This is a genomic window from Brevundimonas sp., from assembly GCF_044336875.1.
Taxonomy (GTDB): domain Bacteria; phylum Pseudomonadota; class Alphaproteobacteria; order Caulobacterales; family Caulobacteraceae; genus Brevundimonas.
The window spans coordinates 266,948-285,719 of sequence record NZ_JBIIOP010000002.1 but is presented as its reverse complement, the minus strand read 5'-3'; the positions used below and the strand labels follow the sequence as shown (position 1 = coordinate 285,719).

General features: G+C 67.1%; 17 protein-coding genes. 5 read left to right on the top strand and 12 right to left on the bottom strand.

Translation table 11 applies throughout. The annotated features are described in order from the left end of the window. Position 1: 1 nt before the first annotated feature. From ACIQ1T_RS04740 to ACIQ1T_RS04720, 5 genes are all read right to left on the bottom strand, one after another. The gene (locus tag ACIQ1T_RS04740; RefSeq protein ID WP_395943459.1) at positions 2-1,210 is read right to left on the bottom strand and encodes an efflux RND transporter periplasmic adaptor subunit; all 1,209 of its coding nucleotides are present in this window, start codon (positions 1,208-1,210) and stop codon (positions 2-4) included. Continuing rightward, positions 1,210-2,463: a TolC family protein gene (locus ACIQ1T_RS04735; RefSeq protein WP_395943379.1), complete on the bottom strand. Its 1,254-nt coding sequence runs from the start codon at positions 2,461-2,463 to the stop codon at positions 1,210-1,212. Before ACIQ1T_RS04735 ends, ACIQ1T_RS04740 begins: the two co-directional genes overlap by 1 nt. A gap of 56 nt (positions 2,464-2,519) precedes the next feature. Then, positions 2,520-2,852, bottom strand: coding sequence for a hypothetical protein (locus ACIQ1T_RS04730; RefSeq protein WP_395943378.1), 333 nt, complete (start codon positions 2,850-2,852; stop codon positions 2,520-2,522). Positions 2,853-3,382: 530 nt separating this feature from the next. Continuing rightward, on the bottom strand, positions 3,383-3,682 hold the full coding sequence (locus tag ACIQ1T_RS04725) for a hypothetical protein (RefSeq protein WP_395943377.1): 300 nt from the start codon (positions 3,680-3,682) through the stop codon (positions 3,383-3,385). A gap of 22 nt (positions 3,683-3,704) precedes the next feature. Beyond that, positions 3,705-6,470, bottom strand: a complete 2,766-nt coding sequence (locus tag ACIQ1T_RS04720; protein WP_395943376.1) for a PAS domain S-box protein — start codon at positions 6,468-6,470, stop codon at positions 3,705-3,707. A gap of 241 nt (positions 6,471-6,711) precedes the next feature. Here ACIQ1T_RS04720 and ACIQ1T_RS04715 point away from each other — a divergent pair, with 241 nt between their 5' ends. Continuing rightward, entirely contained in the window at positions 6,712-8,865 is a 2,154-nt protein-coding gene (locus tag ACIQ1T_RS04715) for a putative bifunctional diguanylate cyclase/phosphodiesterase (protein WP_395943375.1), read from the top strand. A 112-nt stretch (positions 8,866-8,977) separates the two neighbouring features. Here ACIQ1T_RS04715 and ACIQ1T_RS04710 read toward each other — a convergent pair whose 3' ends face one another. The 6 genes from ACIQ1T_RS04710 to ACIQ1T_RS04685 all read right to left on the bottom strand — a co-directional run bounded on the left by ACIQ1T_RS04710 (position 8,978) and on the right by ACIQ1T_RS04685 (position 12,731). Then, positions 8,978-9,331: a hypothetical protein gene (locus ACIQ1T_RS04710; RefSeq protein ID WP_395943374.1), complete on the bottom strand. Its 354-nt coding sequence runs from the start codon at positions 9,329-9,331 to the stop codon at positions 8,978-8,980. Positions 9,332-9,417: 86 nt separating this feature from the next. Then, positions 9,418-9,984: an NADPH-dependent FMN reductase gene (locus ACIQ1T_RS04705; protein WP_395943373.1), complete on the bottom strand. Its 567-nt coding sequence runs from the start codon at positions 9,982-9,984 to the stop codon at positions 9,418-9,420. Beyond that, a complete protein-coding gene (locus tag ACIQ1T_RS04700) occupies positions 9,981-10,916 on the bottom strand; it encodes a LysR family transcriptional regulator (protein WP_395943372.1) in 936 nt (311 codons plus the stop codon). The genes ACIQ1T_RS04705 and ACIQ1T_RS04700 overlap by 4 nt, the downstream gene beginning before the upstream one ends. Continuing rightward, entirely contained in the window at positions 10,916-11,323 is a 408-nt protein-coding gene (locus ACIQ1T_RS04695) for a DoxX family protein (RefSeq protein WP_395943371.1), read from the bottom strand. The genes ACIQ1T_RS04700 and ACIQ1T_RS04695 overlap by 1 nt, the downstream gene beginning before the upstream one ends. 5 nt (positions 11,324-11,328) lie before the next feature. Further along, entirely contained in the window at positions 11,329-11,943 is a 615-nt protein-coding gene (locus tag ACIQ1T_RS04690; RefSeq protein WP_395943370.1) for a hypothetical protein, read from the bottom strand. Continuing rightward, entirely contained in the window at positions 11,940-12,731 is a 792-nt protein-coding gene (locus tag ACIQ1T_RS04685; protein WP_395943369.1) for a DODA-type extradiol aromatic ring-opening family dioxygenase, read from the bottom strand. Before ACIQ1T_RS04685 ends, ACIQ1T_RS04690 begins: the two co-directional genes overlap by 4 nt. 175 nt (positions 12,732-12,906) lie before the next feature. Here ACIQ1T_RS04685 and ACIQ1T_RS04680 point away from each other — a divergent pair, with 175 nt between their 5' ends. Together ACIQ1T_RS04680 and ACIQ1T_RS04675 are read left to right on the top strand one after the other, a co-directional pair. Next, entirely contained in the window at positions 12,907-13,920 is a 1,014-nt protein-coding gene (locus ACIQ1T_RS04680) for a zinc-binding alcohol dehydrogenase family protein (RefSeq protein ID WP_395943368.1), read from the top strand. Positions 13,921-14,082: 162 nt separating this feature from the next. Next, positions 14,083-15,276, top strand: a complete 1,194-nt coding sequence (locus ACIQ1T_RS04675) for an MFS transporter (RefSeq protein ID WP_395943367.1) — start codon at positions 14,083-14,085, stop codon at positions 15,274-15,276. A gap of 28 nt (positions 15,277-15,304) precedes the next feature. Here ACIQ1T_RS04675 and ACIQ1T_RS04670 read toward each other — a convergent pair whose 3' ends face one another. Further along, positions 15,305-16,255: a LysR family transcriptional regulator gene (locus tag ACIQ1T_RS04670; protein ID WP_395943366.1), complete on the bottom strand. Its 951-nt coding sequence runs from the start codon at positions 16,253-16,255 to the stop codon at positions 15,305-15,307. 98 nt (positions 16,256-16,353) lie between these two features. Between ACIQ1T_RS04670 and ACIQ1T_RS04665 the strand changes: the two genes are divergently transcribed. Both ACIQ1T_RS04665 and ACIQ1T_RS04660 read left to right on the top strand, forming a co-directional pair. Further along, entirely contained in the window at positions 16,354-17,412 is a 1,059-nt protein-coding gene (locus tag ACIQ1T_RS04665; RefSeq protein ID WP_395943365.1) for an SDR family oxidoreductase, read from the top strand. Positions 17,413-17,701: 289 nt separating this feature from the next. Further along, on the top strand, positions 17,702-18,751 hold the full coding sequence (locus ACIQ1T_RS04660; protein ID WP_395943364.1) for an alpha/beta fold hydrolase: 1,050 nt from the start codon (positions 17,702-17,704) through the stop codon (positions 18,749-18,751). Positions 18,752-18,772: the final 21 nt, after the last annotated feature.

Sequence of the window (18,772 nt, the reverse complement as noted above, 5' to 3'; positions counted from 1 at the left end):
CCTAGTGACCGTGCTCGGCCTCGCCCTTGGCGAGCTCGGCTTTGAGGAGGAAGGCGTTGGCGCCGGCGATGCGTTCAGCCCCGGTGAGGCCGCGGAGAATTTCAGTCCGCCCCCCGGCCTGACGGCCGGCAAGCACGGGACGGGCCTGGAAGCCGTTCGGTACCTGGACGAACACGACGGTGTTCCCGTCGACGGTCTGGACCGCCTCGGTTGGCACGGTAAGGCCGCCCGTCGTCTCGCCCGTGACGATCGCGCCGGTGACGGCCGACCCGGCCGGCGGGAGGACAGAGCTCGTCGATCGGGCCCGGATGACCGTGGCGCCGCTCTCGCCACCCGCGCCGGCGGCGACGCCGGTCACGATGGCGTCGAAGTCGCCGCTGGGGCTGCTGACCCGGAGGGGGGCTCCGGCCCGCACATTGGCGGCCAGAGAGGGCGGTGCGTTGAAGACGAGCTCGACGCGCGCCGGGTTGGTCACCTCGGCGACGACGGCGCCCTGGGCCACAAAGCCGCCGGGCCCGACCTGAACGCTGGTCACGACCCCGGCGATGGGGCTGGTGACGCTGAGGCGGCCCGACGCATTCGGCGAGCCGGCCGCGCTTGACCGCGCGCGAGCCGCCCGGGCGCCGGCTTCGGCGCTGAGCAGTTGCGCCCGCGACGCCTCAACCTCCTGTCGGGCGACGACCCCCTGGTCGGCTAGATTGCGGTTGCGTTGGTAGGCCTGGCGCGCGGCCTCGGTTTCTGCGGTCGCGGCATCGGCGTCCGCGCGGAAGGTCGCGGCTTCGCCGCTGACGAGGCTCACCAGAGGCTGACCGATCCGGACCGTCTGACCCGGCGCCACGAGGACCCGCTCAACGCGACCGCCGACGGCGGCCGCCACGGCGGCGCGGGCGTCGACCATGGGTTCGATCCGTCCGGAGAGCCGGGTTTCGGCGCCCCCTCCCCGACCGATCCCGACCACGATCAGGTTGGCGGCCCGGGCTTGGGCCGCGCTGAGCGCGACGAAGCCTTCCGGCGCTTCGGCCTCGCCTTCATGGCCGGCCTCGCCCTCGGCGTGCCCGCCCTCCTCTTCGGTGTGACCTGCCTCGCCTTCAGCGGCGACCGGTGCGGCATCAGGGCCACGGGTGAGCAGGAAGAGCCCGCCTCCGCCAAGAATGACGACGGCGGCGGCGCCGCCGATGAGCAGAGTCTTGCTGTATGTGCGCTTGCGCATCATTGGGCTCCTTGGAAGGGGGCGCGGCCGTCCTGGCGCGCGAGTTCGATCTCGGCTCGGACGCGCGCGAGGCGGGCATCGACGGCCGAAGTCCGTGCTGAGATCAGGGCGGTGCGGGTGACCCGAAGTTCGAGCTGGGAGATCCGCCCGGCTTCGGTTCCGATGCGCGACAGGCGGTAGGCCTCCTCTGCGGACGCCACCCCCGCATCGGCGGCCGAGACCCGGCTGACGGCGGCCGCAAGCCGCGCCCGCGCTGCGGCCCGGTCGGCCTGGGCTTCCTGACGGGCGCCGAGAAGTCGAGCCTCTGCGGCCCGGAAGTCCGCCTGGGCCGCGTCGATGTTTCCTCGGTTCCGGTCGAACAGCGGCAGGGGCATGCTGACGCCGAAGGTCAGCGCCGTGGCGTCCTCCATCTCGTAGCGACGCACGCCGACGCTGGCGTTGATGTCCGGGCGAGCGCGTACCCGCTCCACGTCGATACGCCGTTCAGCCGCAGCGCGTTGAGCCTCCGCAACGCGGACGGTCGGCGCATCCCCCTGCGCCACAAAGGTGGCGGCAGGCGACAGGTCGAGCAGGCTGGTGTCGATCGTCGTCACCGGCGCGGCCAGCATGGCGACCGCGGTCAGCCTCGCGAACGCGGCATCGCGTTCCGCGACGGCCTCATCCCGCGCGGCGCGGGCCGCAGCGGCTTCGCTCTCGCCTTGGATGCCGCGCAGCAGGGGCTCGCGCCCCTCCTCGACGAGGACCAGGGCGGCCCTCGCGTCGGCGATGGTCAGGGTCAGGCTTTCCTCGGCAAGAACAGCGCGCCGCTGGGCGGCTTCCGCATCGGCATAGACCTGCGCGAGCCGTCCGGCGGCGTCGATGATGGCGAGATCCCGCTGCAGGGCGGCGGTCCCGGCTTCTGCACGGGCGACATTCACCCGCGCGGTGCGGCGCCCCCAGAGCTCGAGGTCCTGACTGATCGCCAGGGTGGTTTCGGCATTGGCGTAGCCGGAGAAGGGACCCGTGCCGAAGGCGTTTTCGGCGTCGAGGGCGATCGTCGGATTGGGCCTGACGCGGGCTTGACGGACCCGCGCTTCGGCGGCGTCCGACAGGGCGCCGGCTTCAAGAGCGGCGGGCGCTTCATGGAGGCGGGCGAGCAACTCGGCGAACGAGGGAGCAGGGTCAGCCCAGGCGGGACTGGCGAGTACGGCCGCGAATGCGGCCAGCGCGCAGCCGACCGCGAAACGCGGCGGCCTGCGATATGAGAGAGGCATGATTCATCTTCCAGAGATTTGACACGAGATCGCGCGCACGGGGCGCAGACGTCGGGTCAGACCTTGGGAGGGCGCTTCAGGCCGTCGGGCGAAATCGACGACGGAAAACTACTCGAGGGGAAGGCGTGAACCGGCCGCGCATAGATCCGTATCGCGATGTCGTCGGCGACATCCGCGCGCGCGGTTCCGTTGTGGTGGCAGTGACCGTGGCCGCAGATTCCATGCCCGCCGCCAAGGTCGCCTTGATCGCTGTCGCCTGTGTCCTGACCGACCACGGCGTGAGCCGAGGGTGTCTCAGGGGCGCACGTCGCAGCGTCGGCGATCGGGGCGACGAAAAAGACAGCCACGACCAGGGTCACCGCCAGAGTCAGTCTTGCCCATGTCGCCATTGACCAGGTCATCGCGCGCTGAATACTTTTATTCGGTCAAAGGGGCAATCTGTTACACAGTCCGCACGCTCAGCACCCGTGAACGCGTAGCTCGTGGCCATCACCGCGCCAGCGAGACCCTCGCGACGTATCATGCATGCGCTGCTCTCCGTTCCGCCTGCGGCTGCCGCACGATCGACTAGGCCGACCGCAGGAAGACAGCCGCGAGGATCCCCCCCGGCGATCAGGTCCGGCCAGCGCGAGGCGGTCAACCAGACCAGTCCGCCGGCCGTCGCGACGACCAGGCTTGCGGCTCCGGCCCAGCACCGGGCGAAGACCGTCCTCACGGGCGCGCTCCCCTTGGTCACGAGCGCCCGAGGCCGGCGTTTCGAGGTCTTCGGCCTCGAAACGCCCCGCCGATGACGGTCCCCCTCCCGCGGTCGCCCTCCCTCGACGATCGCGATCCCGCCATCGATGCGCGCGGCCCCGTTGACGGCCGCCTGGCGTCCGACGATGCGGGGTGCCCGCCGCCTCCGACACGGCCTCGACTGTCATGCCTGGCCGAGGTCGCAGACATCGCCGAACATCTGATGAACGCCGATGCGCCGTGCGAGGCTGCGACAGGTTTCGGCGCTTGGCCGACCCATGAGCCGTCCGACGGCTGCCAGGCGCCTTGTGGGGTTGGCACCGTTCAATCCGAGCATCATGATGGCCGCCTTCATCATGACCTGCGGCCGACAGGACACTTCTGGGCCGGTTGGCGATCTGTCTTCCACCGCCCATTGGGCGACGTCCTGACATCCTCCACCCTGCCGCGACTTCAGGATCGCGGCCTTGGAGGAAGGGTCCATCTCGTGTGCGCCGCGCCAGTCGCTAGGGGGCGTCAATCATATCCCGAATCCGCTTCGCCAGGGCTTCGATCGCAAAGGGCTTGGTGATCATCTCCATCCCCGGTTCCAGGAAACCGCCCGCGAGGGCGGCGTTCTCTGCATAGCCGGTCATGAAAAGAACCCGCAGACCCGGGCGCGCGGCCCGCGCCGCGTCGGCCAACTGGCGGCCGTTCAGTCCAGGAAGGCCTATATCCGTCACGAGCAGGTCTATCGCCATGTCGCTCTGGACGAGGCGCAGCCCCTCGAGCCCGTCCGGCGCCTCGACAGCCTGGTAACCCAGCTCCTGGAGAACGTCGACGACCAGTCCGCGAACGGCGACCTCGTCCTCCACCACCAACACCACTTCGTGCGTCAGGCTGGACGGTGCGGGGGCCGGCAGGGCGCCGGCTTCCGGTCCTGCCATCGCCCCGTGATAACGCGGCAGATAGAGTTTGACCGTCGTTCCCTTCCCGAGCTCGCTGTAGATGCGCGCGTAGCCCTCCGATTGCCGCGTGAACCCGTAGATCATCGAGAGACCTAGTCCCGTACCCTCGCCGAGGGGTTTGGTGGTGAAAAAGGGTTCGAAAGCCTTCTCGACCACATCCGGGGGCATCCCGACGCCGGTGTCCGTTACACAGATGCAGACATACTGGCCCTTGCTGACATCGCCCAAGGTCTCGGCATAGGCGGCGTCGAGGTGGGTGTTGCAGGTCTCGATCGTCATCACGCCGCCGTTCGGCATGGCGTCACGGGCATTGATCGCAAGGTTGAGGATGGCGTTCTCCAGCTGGTGGGCATCGCATTTGGTGGGCCATAGGCCGGCCGCAGTGACGATCTCCAGACGAATGGACTCCCCTATGGTGCGACGAAGCAAATCCTCCATCCCCCGCACCAGTTGGTTGGCCCCGATCGGGCGCGGATCGAGGGGCTGACGACGCGAGAAGGCCAGCAGGCGGTGCGTGAGAGCAGCGGCGCGATTGGCCGCGGTCAACGCTGTGGAGGCGTAGCGCATCACATCCACCGGTCGGCCCTGCTCGGCCCGGCGCTGCATCATGTCCAGGGAGCCGATGATGCCTGTCAGCAGATTGTTGAAATCGTGGGCGATGCCGCCGGTGAGTTGCCCCACGGCCTCCATCTTCTGGGCCTGGCGAAGCGCCTCTTGCGCGGTCTGCAGCTCCCGGTTGGCTTTACGCTCGGCGGAAACGTCACGGCCCACGGCGTGAAGGAAGCCCGCTTCCGGAACGGCGGTCCAGCTGAACGCCCGGAACGAACCGTCCTTGCATCGATAGCGGTTTTCGAAGCGGAGAGTGGTCTCACCGGCGGCGAGCTTGCCGACCTCTTGCTGCGTGGCCGCCACATCCTCCTCATGGACGAACTCCATGAGTTTGCGCCCGACGGCGTCGTCCGCCGCCCACCCCAGGGCCCGGGACCAGGCAGGATTGACCCCGGTGATCACGCCATCGAAATCCGCGACGATCATCACGTCTGTGCTGAGCCGCCATATCCGGTCGCGCTCGGCCGTGCTTTCCGCGATCTGGCGCTGGAGGGTTTCCTTGGAGGCCGCCAGCAGGGCCATGGCGGCCTTCTGGTCTTCAATGTCGGTGTTGGAGCCGATCCACCTGCTCGCCGGATCGTCTGCATCCAGCGGAACCGCTCGCGCCAGATGCCAGCGGAAAGCCCCGTCTCGCCGGCGAAGGCGATACTCGATCTCGAAAGGCGATCGAGCGGCCCACGCCGCGTTCCAAGCCCGGGTGGTTGCTTCCAGATCCTCCGGATGGACGAACTGGCTCCAGTCCAGGCCGAGGAGTTCGTCGGTCGGGATGCCGACATAATCGAGCAGGCGTTCATTGAACCAGTCGATTCTCCCATCGGGACCCGCCGTCCAGATCTGGTTGGGGAGAGCCTGGGCGAAAGCGCGAAATTGCATTTCGCTGCGGCGCAGCGCGTCCTCGGCGCGACGCCGCCGGGTGATGTCCTGAACGACGCCCACCATCTGGATGGGCTGCCCCTCAGGGTTGCGGATGAATTGGGCCTTCCGATGGATCCATCGCAGGGATTGGTCGCTCGCCCGTCGGATCCGATACTCCACATCGGATGGAGCCTCTCCGCTGGCCCGGGTGTGGGCCCCGGAAACCAAGGATCGATCCTCCTCGAAGACCAGGGCCTCGAAATCCTCGGGAGTAAGGTCGTCGCTCGGTTGCACCCCGAACAGCCTGCAGAATTCGGGCGTCAACTGGAGCCGTCCGCCGGCGATATCCACCGCGAAGGTTCCGATGCCGCCCGCCGACTGCGCCAGGCGAAGCTGTTCCTGGGAGGCCGCGAGAGCATCCTGGGCGGATCGCTCAATCGTCCTGTTCCGGACGATTTTGACAAAGCCCGTGATCTCCCCCGCTTCGCTGCGCAAAGGCGTCATCTGACCGCTGGCCCAGAACCGGCTTCCATCGCGCCGCATCCGCCAGCCTTCATGCTCGCTGAATCCGGACGCCAAAGCCTCGGCCATCTCGGCCCGTATTAACCCGCTTTCGCGGTCCTCCGGCGTGAAGAAGGTGTCCACCGGACGACCAAGCATCTCCTCGTCCGTGTAGCCGATGACGCGTGTCGCGCCCGCGTTCCAACTGAGGACACGACCGTCGAGGTCAGTGCTGACGATCACCGTGTCGATCGCGCCGTCCAGGATCTGACGGTACTGGGCTTCGACGGCACGGGACGGCGGAGGCGTCCCATCTTCGGTCGGCGAAGCGAGATCGTCCGCCGAGCTCGGCGCGCTCATGATGGCTGGCCTGAAAACCGGATCATCCTACCTCCTTTTAACCACGGCGGATCACATGAACCACGGCGGATCACAGACGTCTGCACGGGCCGGATGGGGAACAGCGGCGGGCGGCGCCGCAAGTCAACGCTCTCTACCGCCGGAAGGTCCCGACCATTCAATATCGAGGCCCATTTGGACGGATTATCGCAGAATACAGCCAGAGGACGAAGTCTTAACGGTGGCGAGCTAACATCGGCCCATGACCCCGAGCGCTGCTACCCCCCTCCCACCTGAAGACCAGCGCCTCCGCACGCTGTCCGACTATCACCTGGTCGACACCCTGCCCGAAGCCGAGTTCGATCGGCTGGTGGGGCTCGCGTCCCGCCTGTTCGACGTCCCCATCGTCCTGGTGTCCCTCGTCGATGCGGATCGCCAGTTCTTCAAGGCCAAGGTCGGCCTGGATGTCTGCGAAACTAGCCGCGAGGTCTCCTTCTGCTCCCACGCGATCGCCCAGGATGACATACTGGTCGTGCCGGACGCACTGAAGGACCCCCGCTTCGCCAGCAACCCCCTGGTGCTCGGTCCCCCGTTCATCCGCTTCTACGCTGGCAAGCCCCTCAAGGTGGCGAATGGGGATCGCATCGGCACTGTCTGCCTGATCGACACCAAGCCCCATGCGGGCTTCTCGTCCGAGGATCGGCACAACCTGACCGACCTGGCCGCGCTGGTCGTCGATCGGATGGAGATGCGGCGGCTGGACGCCATTCGCAACGTCAGCCAGTCGCGGTTCGAGAATATCGCAGCGACCTCGCCGGACGCAATCATCTGCTCGAACGCGGAGGGCGTGGTGACCTTCTGGAATCGCTCCGCCGAACGGCTTTTCGGCTACACCGCCGAAGAGATGTGCGCCGGGGCCGGCGAGATCGTCCCGCCCAGCCTGAGACCGGTGTATGAGGCAGAGCTGGAACGGTTGCGCCACGGGCAGGTCCTGGAACTGGCGGATCGCACCGTCGAGCTGGCGGGTCTGCGCAAGGACGGGACAGAGTTTCCCGCTGAATTCTCGCTCTCCACCTGGCGCGAAGGCGATGCCGCGAGCATCGGCGCGATCGTGCGGGATGTGACCGAGCGCCGCGAGAACGAGGACCGCCTCTTTCGCCTGGCGTCGATCGACGCCCTGACCGACCTGCCGAACCGGTCGGCCCTCAGGGCCCGCCTTGGCCAGATGTTGGGGGCAGGCCAGCCGGCAAGCCTTCTGCTTCTCGATCTGGATGGGTTCAAGGACGTCAACGACACTCTGGGTCACCTGGCCGGGGACGCGGTGTTGAAGGAGGCTGCCCAGCGCATGTGCGCCATCTGTCCCGAGGCCGAGATGGTGGCGCGTCTCGGCGGTGACGAGTTCGTCGTCCTGCTCGCGGGCGACAGCCGCCGAGCGTCGCAGGCCGTGGCGACGCACCTGATCACCACCCTTTCGCGGTCATACGCCTTTCTGGGCCAGCCCGTCGCGGTCGGGGCCAGCATAGGGATCGCCGTGGCGCCCGACCATGGAACAGTCCCGGAAATTCTTCTGAACGCCGCCGATCTCGCCCTCTACCGCGCCAAGGCCCTGGGCAAGGGGCGGTTCGAGCTCTTCGCCCCGGCGTTGCGGGAAGTCGCGGTCGCACGGCGAGCCTTCGAGCGCGAGCTCCACTCCGCTTTCGAGAACGATGAGTTCGAGCTCTACTACCAGCCGCAGGTAAGCACCCATGATGGCGCAGTGACCGGGGCGGAGGCGCTGTTGCGGTGGAATCATCCTGAGCGGGGAGTGTTGTCGCCGGCCTCCTTCATCGACGTCCTGGCGCAAAAGCCGATTGCGGGTGAGGTCGGAGAGTGGGTGCTGAAGACGGCGTGCCGGCAGGCGGCGGCCTGGCGACAGACTCTGCCAAACTTTCGCATGGGCGTAAATCTGTTCGAGGCGCAGTTCCGCTCGGGCCGTCTTCGCCAGACGGTCGAGGAAGCGATGGAATCCTTTTCCCTACCGCCGCAAGCCCTGGAGCTCGAGATTGTCGAAAACATTCTCTTGCAGAATGATCCGACCACTCTGGACCACCTGACCCACCTGCGCGATCTTGGCGTCGGCCTTGCGTTCGATGATTACGGTACGGGCTACGCCTCTCTGAGCCTTCTGAAGCGCTATCCCGTGACGCGTCTCAAAATCGACCAGTCCTTCATCAGGACCGTTACCGCCAACCGGGAAGATGCGGCCATCGTGCGGGCGGTCATCTACCTGGGCCGGAACTTCGGCCTGGACGTGATCGCCGAAGGCGTCGAGAGCGAAGATCAGCTCGCGTTTCTGGCGGAAAACGGGTGCCTGGAAGCCCAGGGCTATCTTTTTGGGCGGCCCGTCCCGGCGAATGCCTTCGCGCTCGTAAGCTAAACGAGCGCGATCCTGCGGCGCGCTCCACCGCCGTCGACCCGCACCCGGATGGTTTACGTGTCGACGGCCCTCGCCGCGAGTCACGCTGGATCCAGGCGCGGATCGCAGAGCGCTAGCGCGAGAAGCCGGCGAAAGGCGTGAGGTATTCGGCGCCGAAGCCATCGAGCTTGGCGCGGATCTCCGCTGTCGGCTCGCCGTAGACATACAGCTTGTCGATCCTGGCCAGCGCCAGGAAGCGCTCGGCGAACGGAGCGAAGGTCTGCTCGACGTGCGGCAGCACGCCTCGCGTGCGATAGCGCTCGACGATGTGAACGACCGTGTGGTCGGCATTGACGACATATTCGTAGATGGTCGTATCGTCCTCCCTGGCGGACGTCTCCACGATGGTCTCAACCAGTGTCTTGAAGGCGTCGAAGTCAGCCGGGTCGATCGACAGGTGATAGATCGAATAGATTTCGTCTTGCATGTCAGGTCCTTTGGTGAAGCGGCAAAATGCCGTCGGAAGTCAGGTGCGGGGACAGAGCGTCTGCTGGATCGAAGGCGCCGGACCGGTCACGGCCGCGGCGGCGCGTGCTGTGCGACCCAGGATGCGAAGGCCGTTACGAACGAATCGAGGAACGCCTTGCCCGAACCCTCGGCGAGCGCGCCGTCCTCGCCGAACAGCGCGGCCGAGTTGCCGATATAGGCCTCGGGCTGCTGCATCGCCGGCATGTCGAGGAAGACGAGGCTCTGGCGCAGGTGGTGGTTGGCGCCGAAGCCGCCGATCGCGCCTGGCGACTGCGAGACGATGGCGGCGGGCTTGCCCGACCACGCGCTCTGCCCATAAGGGCGTGAGCCGACGTCGATCGCGTTCTTGAGCGCGGCCGGAACCGAGCGGTTATACTCGGGCGTCACGAACAGGATACCGTCGAGCGGCGCCACCGCTGCCCGGAACGCGTGCCATTCGGGCACGTCGCCGGTGTCGCGCTCGGGATTGTAAAGCGGCAGGTCGCCGATCTCGACGATCTCGAACGCCAGCCGGTCGGCGCCGATGGTGCGGATTCCTTCGGCGACCTTCCGGCTGAGCCCGTTTGCGGCGAGGCTGCCGATCAGGAGGCCGATCTTGGGAAGCTGGGTCATGTCTTGTTCCTTGGAAATTCGGTGAGCGGCGCCTTGACGCCTTGTTCGGGCAACAGCAGTGCCCGGTTGTGGGCGACTGCGGAGACGAGCGCGTCCTGCACGGCGACGATACGGGGGGCATGGCGGGTGTCTCGGTGGACGCCCATCCAGATTTCGCGGACGATCGCCGACCCGGTGTCGAGCCGGACGAGATCCGGCTCGGTGGCGGCAAGGTAGCAGGGCAGATGCCCGAGGCCGAGCCCGGCCGCTACGCCGTGCAACTGGACCTCGCGGCTGTTCGCGAGCAGCGCGGGATCCGCCTTTGTAGTGCGCTCGACGAACCAGCGCCCATCGGGCGTATCGAGCAGATCGTCCTGCACGCGCACGACGCGTTGGCCGGGCGCGCCCGCCGACCAGTCTGGCGCGCCCTGGCGCTTCAGATAGTCCGGCGCGGCATAGACTCCGAACGCCATCTCGCCGATCTTGCGCACTACCGTCTCGTGCGCGTCGAAGCGGCCCAGCCGCACTGCGATGTCCGCCTCGCGCCGCGCGAGGCTCAACGCCCGGCTGTCGGTGATGAACTCGATGACGATCCCCGGATGGGCGGCCTGCAACGAGCAGAGGCCGGGCGTCAGGACGTGCGCGGCGAGCGCATCCACCGTCGTCACCCGCACCAGGCCCTCCAGCCGGCAATCGTCGCCGGCGATGGTGCGTTCGAGCGACAAGGCCGCCTCCTCCATCCGCTCGACCTGCCCGAGGATCGCGCTGCCGGTCGCGGTCAGACGGAAGCCGGACGGCGTGCGCTCGAGCAGGGTGGCGCCGGCCCGATCATGGAGATGATCGAGCCGGCGGCCCATCGTCGTCTGGCTGACCTTCAGCGCGCGCGCCGCAGCCGAGAGGGTGCCGTGGCGCGCGATCGCGAGGAAGGTCTTGAGGTCATCCCAGTCGAGCATCAGCGGGGGCGCCTGGCGTCGAGGCTCCACGGGCCGGCGCCGGCGGCGGCTAGATACAGGAAGCCGAAGCAGTAGAGGATCGCCAGTTCGCCCCCGTTGAGCACCGGGTGGAAGCCCTGCGGCGCGTGGACCATGAAATAGGCGACCGCCATCTGGCCCGAGAGGATGAAGGCGACGGGACGGGTGAAGAGACCCAGCAGGACGGCGGCTCCTCCGACCAGCTCGAGCACGGCGGCGAGCCCCAACAGACTCATAAGCGGAACCTGTCCCGGCTGCGCGCCTGCCGGGAAGCCGAACAGCTTCACAAGCCCGTGCGCAAGGAACAGCAGGGCCATGATGATGCGGAACACCGAGAGCAGGCGTGGCGCCCAGGCGTCGGCGGTGGATGTTGCTGCGTTAGTGGTCATGACATTTATCCTTCGATCGATGTGGTGGCTGGGGAAGCGGCGGTCGCGGCGAGCCAGTCCGCGATGGCGGCAATGGTGGCGGGTCCGATGCCGTGACCGATGCCGTCGGTACGGGTCAGGTGGACGTGATGGCCAGCGGTGGTGAGGCTTGCTGCTGCCTCTTCGGACAGGCGTGGCGGCATCACCCGGTCTGCGGAATCGTGGATGAGGATGAGCGAGGACGGCTGCCCCGCCGCCGGAACGACCGGCGCGGCGAGCCGTCCGGCGATCGCCACGGCGCGGCCGATGTGGTGGCCCTGCGCCACCATCGCCAGCGTCATGATGGTGCCCTGGCTGAACCCGATAGGCACCAACGCCTCGAGGGCCACGCCGTGATCCTGCGCGATCCGGTTCAGTCGGTCGAGCAGACGCGACATGGCTGCGGCCACCCGCATGGGCCGGTCGGTCTCGGTGATCCCGGAGACGGAGAACCATTGCCGTCCGCGTCCGCCACCCTCAAACGGTTCGCAGCCATCGAGCGCGACGACATCCGTGATGCGCTCCAGCGGCGCGAGCGCCGCGGCCATGTCGCGCGCGGAAGAGCCGACGCCGTGCAGCGCCACGAGCAGCGGCCGGCTCATGCCTCGCCTCCGAACGCGAAGGCGTCCATCCGAAGGATGCCGTGCGTCGTGCTCTGGTGAAGATGCTCGGACTCGCCCCCCGCGCCAGCGCCGAGCGCGACGAACAACGGCAGGAGATGCTCCTCGGTCGGATGGTTGCGCACGGCGTGCGGCGCCCGCTGGCGATAGGCCAGCAGGTCGTCGATGCGTCCCTCCTCGATCGCGACGCACATCCAGTCGGCGAAGGCATCGACCCAATCGGGCGCGGGGGCATGCAGCGCGCTATAATATTGACGGAAGCTCGACAGGTCGTGGGTGAAGCTGCCTGAGCCGACGATCAGCACGTTCTCTTCGCGCAGCGGTGCGAGCATCTGGCCCAACCTGTGATGATAGTCGGGCCCCTGGCCCGGCTGCACCGAGAGCTGGACCACGGGCACGTCGGCATTCGGATAGATAAGACTGAGCGGCACCCAGGCGCCATGATCCAGTCCTCGCGCGGGGTCGCGCATCACCATGCCGCCGCCGGCCTCGATCAGGGAGGCGACCCGATCCGCCAGCCAGGCCGAGCCAGGGGCAGGATAGCGGATCTCGTACAACGCCTTCGGGAAACCATCGAAATCGTGAATGGTCGCGTTGACCGCGCTCGTGGTCACCGAAGGGTGAGCCGTTTCCCAATGCGCGGAGATCATGAGGATGGCGCGCGGCCGCTCCGCAAGTCCGTTCGAAAGCTGCTCGAGGAACGCACGCGCCGGCGCGTCGGTCAGCGGGAAGGTCGGCGCGCCGTGCGAGACAAAAAGGGCGGGAAGCATTGAAGTACCTCGTGGCTGTGATCGCCAAGCTAGCGCCTGCAAAATAACTTAGCGATATGCCATAAGCGGGAACCCGGTCTGCGTTTTCGCAGAGGAGGCGCGTGGGGGTTGTGGTTGCGGTGGGCGGGGTCCGCACCGATCTTCGCTTCTCCAACTGCATCTCCGGAGACCCGCAATGAAGGCTATCGGTTACCATGTTCCCGGCGCGATCGACCGCGCCGACGCCCTGATCGACATCGAGGCGGCGAAGCCGGTGCCGGGCCCGCGCGACCTGCTGGTCCGCATCCACGCCGTCTCGGTGAACCCGGTCGACACCAAGGTCCGCGCCAAGGCGTCGCCCGCCACGTCCGAACCGAAGATCCTTGGCTGGGACGCCGCGGGCGTGGTCGAGGCGGTAGGCGACGAAGTGACCCTGTTCGCCCCAGGTGACGAGGTCTTCTATGCCGGCGACATCAACCGACCGGGGGCCAATGCCGAATATCACGTCGTCGACGAGCGCATCGTCGGGCACAAGCCGAAGACGCTAAGCTGGGCCGAGGCGGCGGCGCTACCGCTGACGGCGATCACCGCTTGGGAACTGCTGTTCGACCGACTGCGCGTCCCCTACGGCCGGACCACGCAGACCGGCACGCTGCTCGTCGTCAACGGCGCGGGCGGAGTCGGCTCGATCCTGATCCAACTGGCCCGGCGCCTGACCGGGCTGACCGTGATCGCGACCGCCTCCCGCCCGGAAACCATCGACTGGGTGGGCAAGATGGGCGCGCACCATGTTATCGATCACCGCCAGCCGCTGGATGCCGAACTTGAGCGCATCGGCATTCCCCAGGTCGAGTTCATCGCCGGCCTGGGCGGCAGCGAGGGCTATGCGGACGTCTTCCCCAGGATCGTCGCGCCACAGGGGCATATCGCGCTGATCGACGATCCCGACACCTTCGACATCGTGCCGCTCAAGTGGAAGGCGGCGACGATCTCCTGGGAGGTGATGTTCGCGCGCTCGATGTACGGGACACCTGACATGATCGAGCAGCACAAGCTGCTCGAGGAGGTCTCGCACCTGATCGATTCTGGCGTGCTGCGGACCACCCTGACGGAGACGGTGTCGCCGATCTCCGCCGCCAACCTGGCGAAGGTGCACCAGCGGATCGAGAGCGGAACCGCCATCGGCAAGATCGTCCTTGAAGGGTTTTGAGGGCTGGCTCTAAGGCGCGCTGCGGCGTTGACTTGGGCGTGCCGCGCTCCTACCTCCCGCTCTAGACGAGGCGCGCAACGCGCCTCGCGTAAGCGTTAACGTCAACCAACGCACCCCTCGCCTGCTCCCAGGAACGGGACGGGCGCTGTGCAAGGTTGACCAATGCCTCCCACCAAACCGAATCCCGCCGCCGGCGATCTGCGTCGCGCGGGTCTTTTCATCGGCATCATCCTGATCGGCGCCAATCTGCGCGCCCCGATCACCAGCGTCGGGCCGGTCCTTCCCGACATCCAGACCCAGCTCGGGCTGAATGGCATCGGCGCGGGCTGGCTGAACGCCCTGCCGTTACTGATCTTCGCCGTTCTGTCGCTGGTCGCACCGCAGGTCGGCCGTCGTCATGGGCTGGAACGCGTCCTGGGCGCCGCGCTGGCCGCGATCGCGGCCGGCACCCTGGTGCGATCGCTGGCGCTGCCCGGCGCGATCTGGATCGGCGCCGTCCTGCTCAGCGTCGGCATCGCCTTCGGCAACGTCCTCCTGCCGGGGCTGGTCAAGCGCGACTTTCCGACGAGCGCCTCAGGATTGATCGGCTGCTATGCCGCCGCGATGGCGGCCACGGCCGGCCTCGCCGCCGGGCTGGCGGTGCCGATCGCGGCCGTTCCTGGCCTGGACTGGCGCTGGTCGCTTGGCGTCTGGGCGCTGCTCGCGTTCGGCGCGCTGATCGTCTGGCTGCCGCAATGGCGCGGGCGGCAGCATCATCTCCCCGCGGTCTCCGACGTCGGGCCGCGCCTGTCCCCCTGGCGGCACGCGATCGGCTGGCAGGTGTCGCTATTCTTCGCCTGCCACTCGCTCGTCTTCTACGGCATCGTCGACTGGTTCGCCTCGTACGCCGCATCGTCCGGGATCACGCTCGCGGCGGCCGGCTTCTATCTCCTCATCTACCAGGTCGTCGCCGTCGCCACCAACCTCGCCGGCGGGCCCCTAATCCGTCGTCTGCGCGACCAGACCATGCTCGGCCTGCTGTGCGGCGTGCTGCTGGTGATCGGTTCGGGTGGACTTCTGCTGCTGCCGCACCTCTCCTGGCTGTGGCTGATCAGCGCCGGCCTCGGCGCCGGGATCGCGATGGTCACCAGCCTGTCGCTGTTCGCACTGCGGACGCATGATCATCATCAGGCGGCCGCCCTGTCCGGCATGGCGCAGTTCATCGGCTATGTCGGCGCGGCCGCTGGCCCGCTTCTGATCGGCGTACTGCACGACCTGACCCATGCCTGGACGGCGCCGATGCTGCTGATGGTCGCGGCGAGCCTGCTCGTGACCGTTTTTGCGACGCTCGCCGGCCGGGCCCGCTTCATCGAATGAGGGGCGAGCGAAGGATAGCGACTGGAGCCTATCCCGATCTGCGGCCGCCGTTCGTCGGCGGCCGCGCATGGGCGGGAAGGATCGGCGCGATCTCCCGTTGCCACGTCTCGCGCAGCCGCTTCGACAGGAAGTCGAGCAACAGCCGCACCCGCGCAGGGGTCAGCCGGCTATGCGGCAGGACGGCGTGGATGGGCGCGCCGGGAAGCCGCCGGTCCGGAAGGACGATCTCCAGTTTCCCTTGGCGAATGTCGTCGGCTACTTCCCAGATCGTTTTGTGGACGATCCCTGCGCCCTCCAGCGCCCAGGCGTGGGCAAGGTCGCCGTCATTGGTCGACAGGTCGCCGCCGACCTCGACCTTTTCTCCGCCCGCAAACGTCCAGACGTTGCGCGCCGGCGTCCCGTACACGATCACGTCGTGCGACGTCAGATCGCTCACCGAGGCGAGCCGGCCCCGGCGCTCCAGATAGGAGGGCGCCGCGCACAGGACATAGTCGTTCGCCACGAGCGACCTGGCGATAAGGCTTGAATCCGCCAGTCCGCCGAGCCGGACCGCCAGGTCGAACCCGGCGTCCACGAGATCGACGACCCGGTCGCTGACATCGAGATGGATACGCACCCTCGGATGCTCGCGCTCGAAGGCATGGACCAGGCGCGCAAGATGCCGCCGCCCGAAGCCGAAGCTGGTCGTTAGCCGAATGGAACCGACCGCGGCGTCCTGCGCCTGCGACACCTCCGATTCGGCATCCAAAATGTCGTCGAGGATGCGGGACGCGCGTTCGTGGAAGATGGCCCCTTCGTCGGTCAGCGACAGCCGCCGCGTGGTGCGGTTCACCAGCCGGACGCCCAGCCGCTCCTCGAGGCGCGCAAGACGCCGCGACACCGCCGTGAGAGACTGGTGGAGTTCGCTCGCGGCGCGGGTCAGGCTGCCGGTCTCGGCGATCCGCAGAAAGGTCGCGAAATCCAGGAGTGGGTCGGCCATATAGTTGCGCATATCGCAAGGATGCGTCCCGCACAAACGGGATTATCCCCCTTGCAAACAACTCTACACTGGTGAGGACAGTTCACCGGAGTTTACGCATGAGAGGCAACAATATCGTCCTGGTGGCCGGGGTTCATGGCTTGTCGGGCAAGGCCGCGGCGATAGCGTGGAGCAAGGTGCCGGACACCAAGGTGTATGGCCTTTCGCGCCGCGAGGCGGAGCTGCCCCAGGGCGTCGAAGGGATCACCCTCGACCTGCTCGATCGCGACGATGTGGAGCGCAAGCTCTCCGGACTCGCCGACGTCACCCACATTGTGTTCGCCGCCTATATCGAGAAGCCCTGCGCCGCCGAGCGCTCCCAGGTCAACGTGGCGATCCTGAAAAATCTGGTCGAGGTCGTCGAGAAGGCGTCGCCAGCGCTGCGACACGTCACCTTCTACCAGGGGGGCAAGGCCTATGGCTCGGACCTGGGGCCGTTCAAGACGCCGGCGCGCGAGGACGATCCGCGGCTGATGTCGCCGAACTTCTACTACGATCAGGAGGACTTCCTGCGCCGGGCACAGGCGGGCAAGCCATGGCGCTGGACGGCGCTCCGTCCCGAGGGGGTGATCGGCTATGCCACCGGCAACCCGATGAACCTGGGTGTCGCCATAGCGGTCTATGCCACGATCTCGAAGGAGCTCGGCCTTCCGCTGCGCTTTCCGGGCTCGCCCGAGGCCTATCGCGCGCTCTACCAGGTGAGCTCCGCCGACATCCTCGCGCAAGCCACCGTCTGGGCCGGGGTGACGCCGGCGGCCCGGAACGACATCTTCAACATCACCAACGGCGACCAGTTCCGCTGGCAGCATATGTGGCCGCGCATCGCCCGCATGTTCGACATGGAGACCGCCGATCCGGTGCCGATGCCGCTGGCGTCCTACATGGCCGACAAGGCCGGCCTGTGGAGCGCGATCGTCGCGAAATACGGGTTGCAGGACACCCCCTACGACAGCCTCGTCTCCTGGAACTTCGCCGACTTCATCTTCAACAGCGGCTTCGACAACGTCGCCAGCACGATCAAGGCGCGCAAGGCCGGCTTCGGCGCGTGCATCGACAGCGAAAACATGTTCGACGCCTTCTTCGCCGACCTGCGCGCACGCAAGGTCATCCCGGCGTGAGCAGGGGAACATAGACGGCAAATCATCTCCTTGTCGCCCTGCAGGACGAGACAGACGCCGGCCCCGCAACCATTCAGCGTGGCGAGGATTTGCCTACAGCACGCCGATGCCGACGCGCGGAGCGGCGTGTCCATGCGCATGCCGTCGATGCTCAATATATTAGCCTCGACAGCCGCCGGCGCAAACCGGGCTGCATTGCACCTGATTGTCCGAGGCGAAGTTGATGACCGACCCCAGCGAGCTACCGCGAGAGTCAAAGCGGAGCGGATCCAGATGGGGGAAGAGGTCGGTGCAATCCGCCTTGGCGCTCGGCCTAACCGCCGTCACCGTATCGGCAGCGACCGCCGGGCTTTTCGGGATAGGGTCTTACGTCGATCCGTATCACGCGAAGGTGCAGGCAGCAGGCTATGTGCAGAAGACCGCCCGCGTCAATCGGATGACGCTGAGCTATGTCGAGGGACCGGACAACGGGCCGCCGCTCGTGCTGCTGCACGCTCAGCTGCTCGACTGGTTCAGCTACAGCCGCGTGCTGTCGGAGCTCGCCAAGTCCTACCATGTCTATGACATCGACTATCCGGGCCATGGCCAGACGCGGACGCCGGTGGATTATCCGATGACCGCGAACCAGATCGGCGCCGACCTGGGGGATTTCATCGCGAAGGAGATCGGCAAGCCGGTCTATGTGACGGGCAACTCCTCGGGCGGCCTGCTCGCGGTCTGGCTGGCGGCCAACCGGCCAAAGCTGATCAAGGCGATGCTGCTCGAGGATCCGCCCCTCTTCTCGGCGGAGTATCCCCGGATAAAGCAGACCGTCGCCGACCGCGCCTTCAAGACGAGCTACACGGCGGCCACCAAGGATCATCCCGACGATTTCCTGCTATACTGGATCCATGGCAATGCGCCTTTCTTCCGCAAGAACGTCGGCCCCGGCACGCCGTTCATCCTCACGCAGGCGGTCAAGGCCTATCGGAGGAGCAATCCAGGCAAGCCCCCCGAACTTGGCCTGATCAAGAACGACACGGTGCGGATGTTGCTGCGCGGGCTCGACCAATATGATCCCCGCTTCGGCGCCGCCTTTTACGACGGCAGCTGGAACAAGGGCTTCGACCATGCCGAAGCGCTGAGACAGATCAGCTGTCCGGTTCTGCTGATCCAGGCGAACTATTCGACGATGCCCGACGGCACGTTGAACGGTGCGATGAGCAAGGAAGAGGCCGAACGGGCCATGTCGCTTCTGAAGGACGGCAAATACCTCAGGGTCGACGCAAGCCATGTCGTCAACCTCGACAAGCCCGAAGCGTTCATCAAGGCGGCGAACGGCATTTTCCTGGGGATGTGAGGGCCTCCCCAATCCCAGATG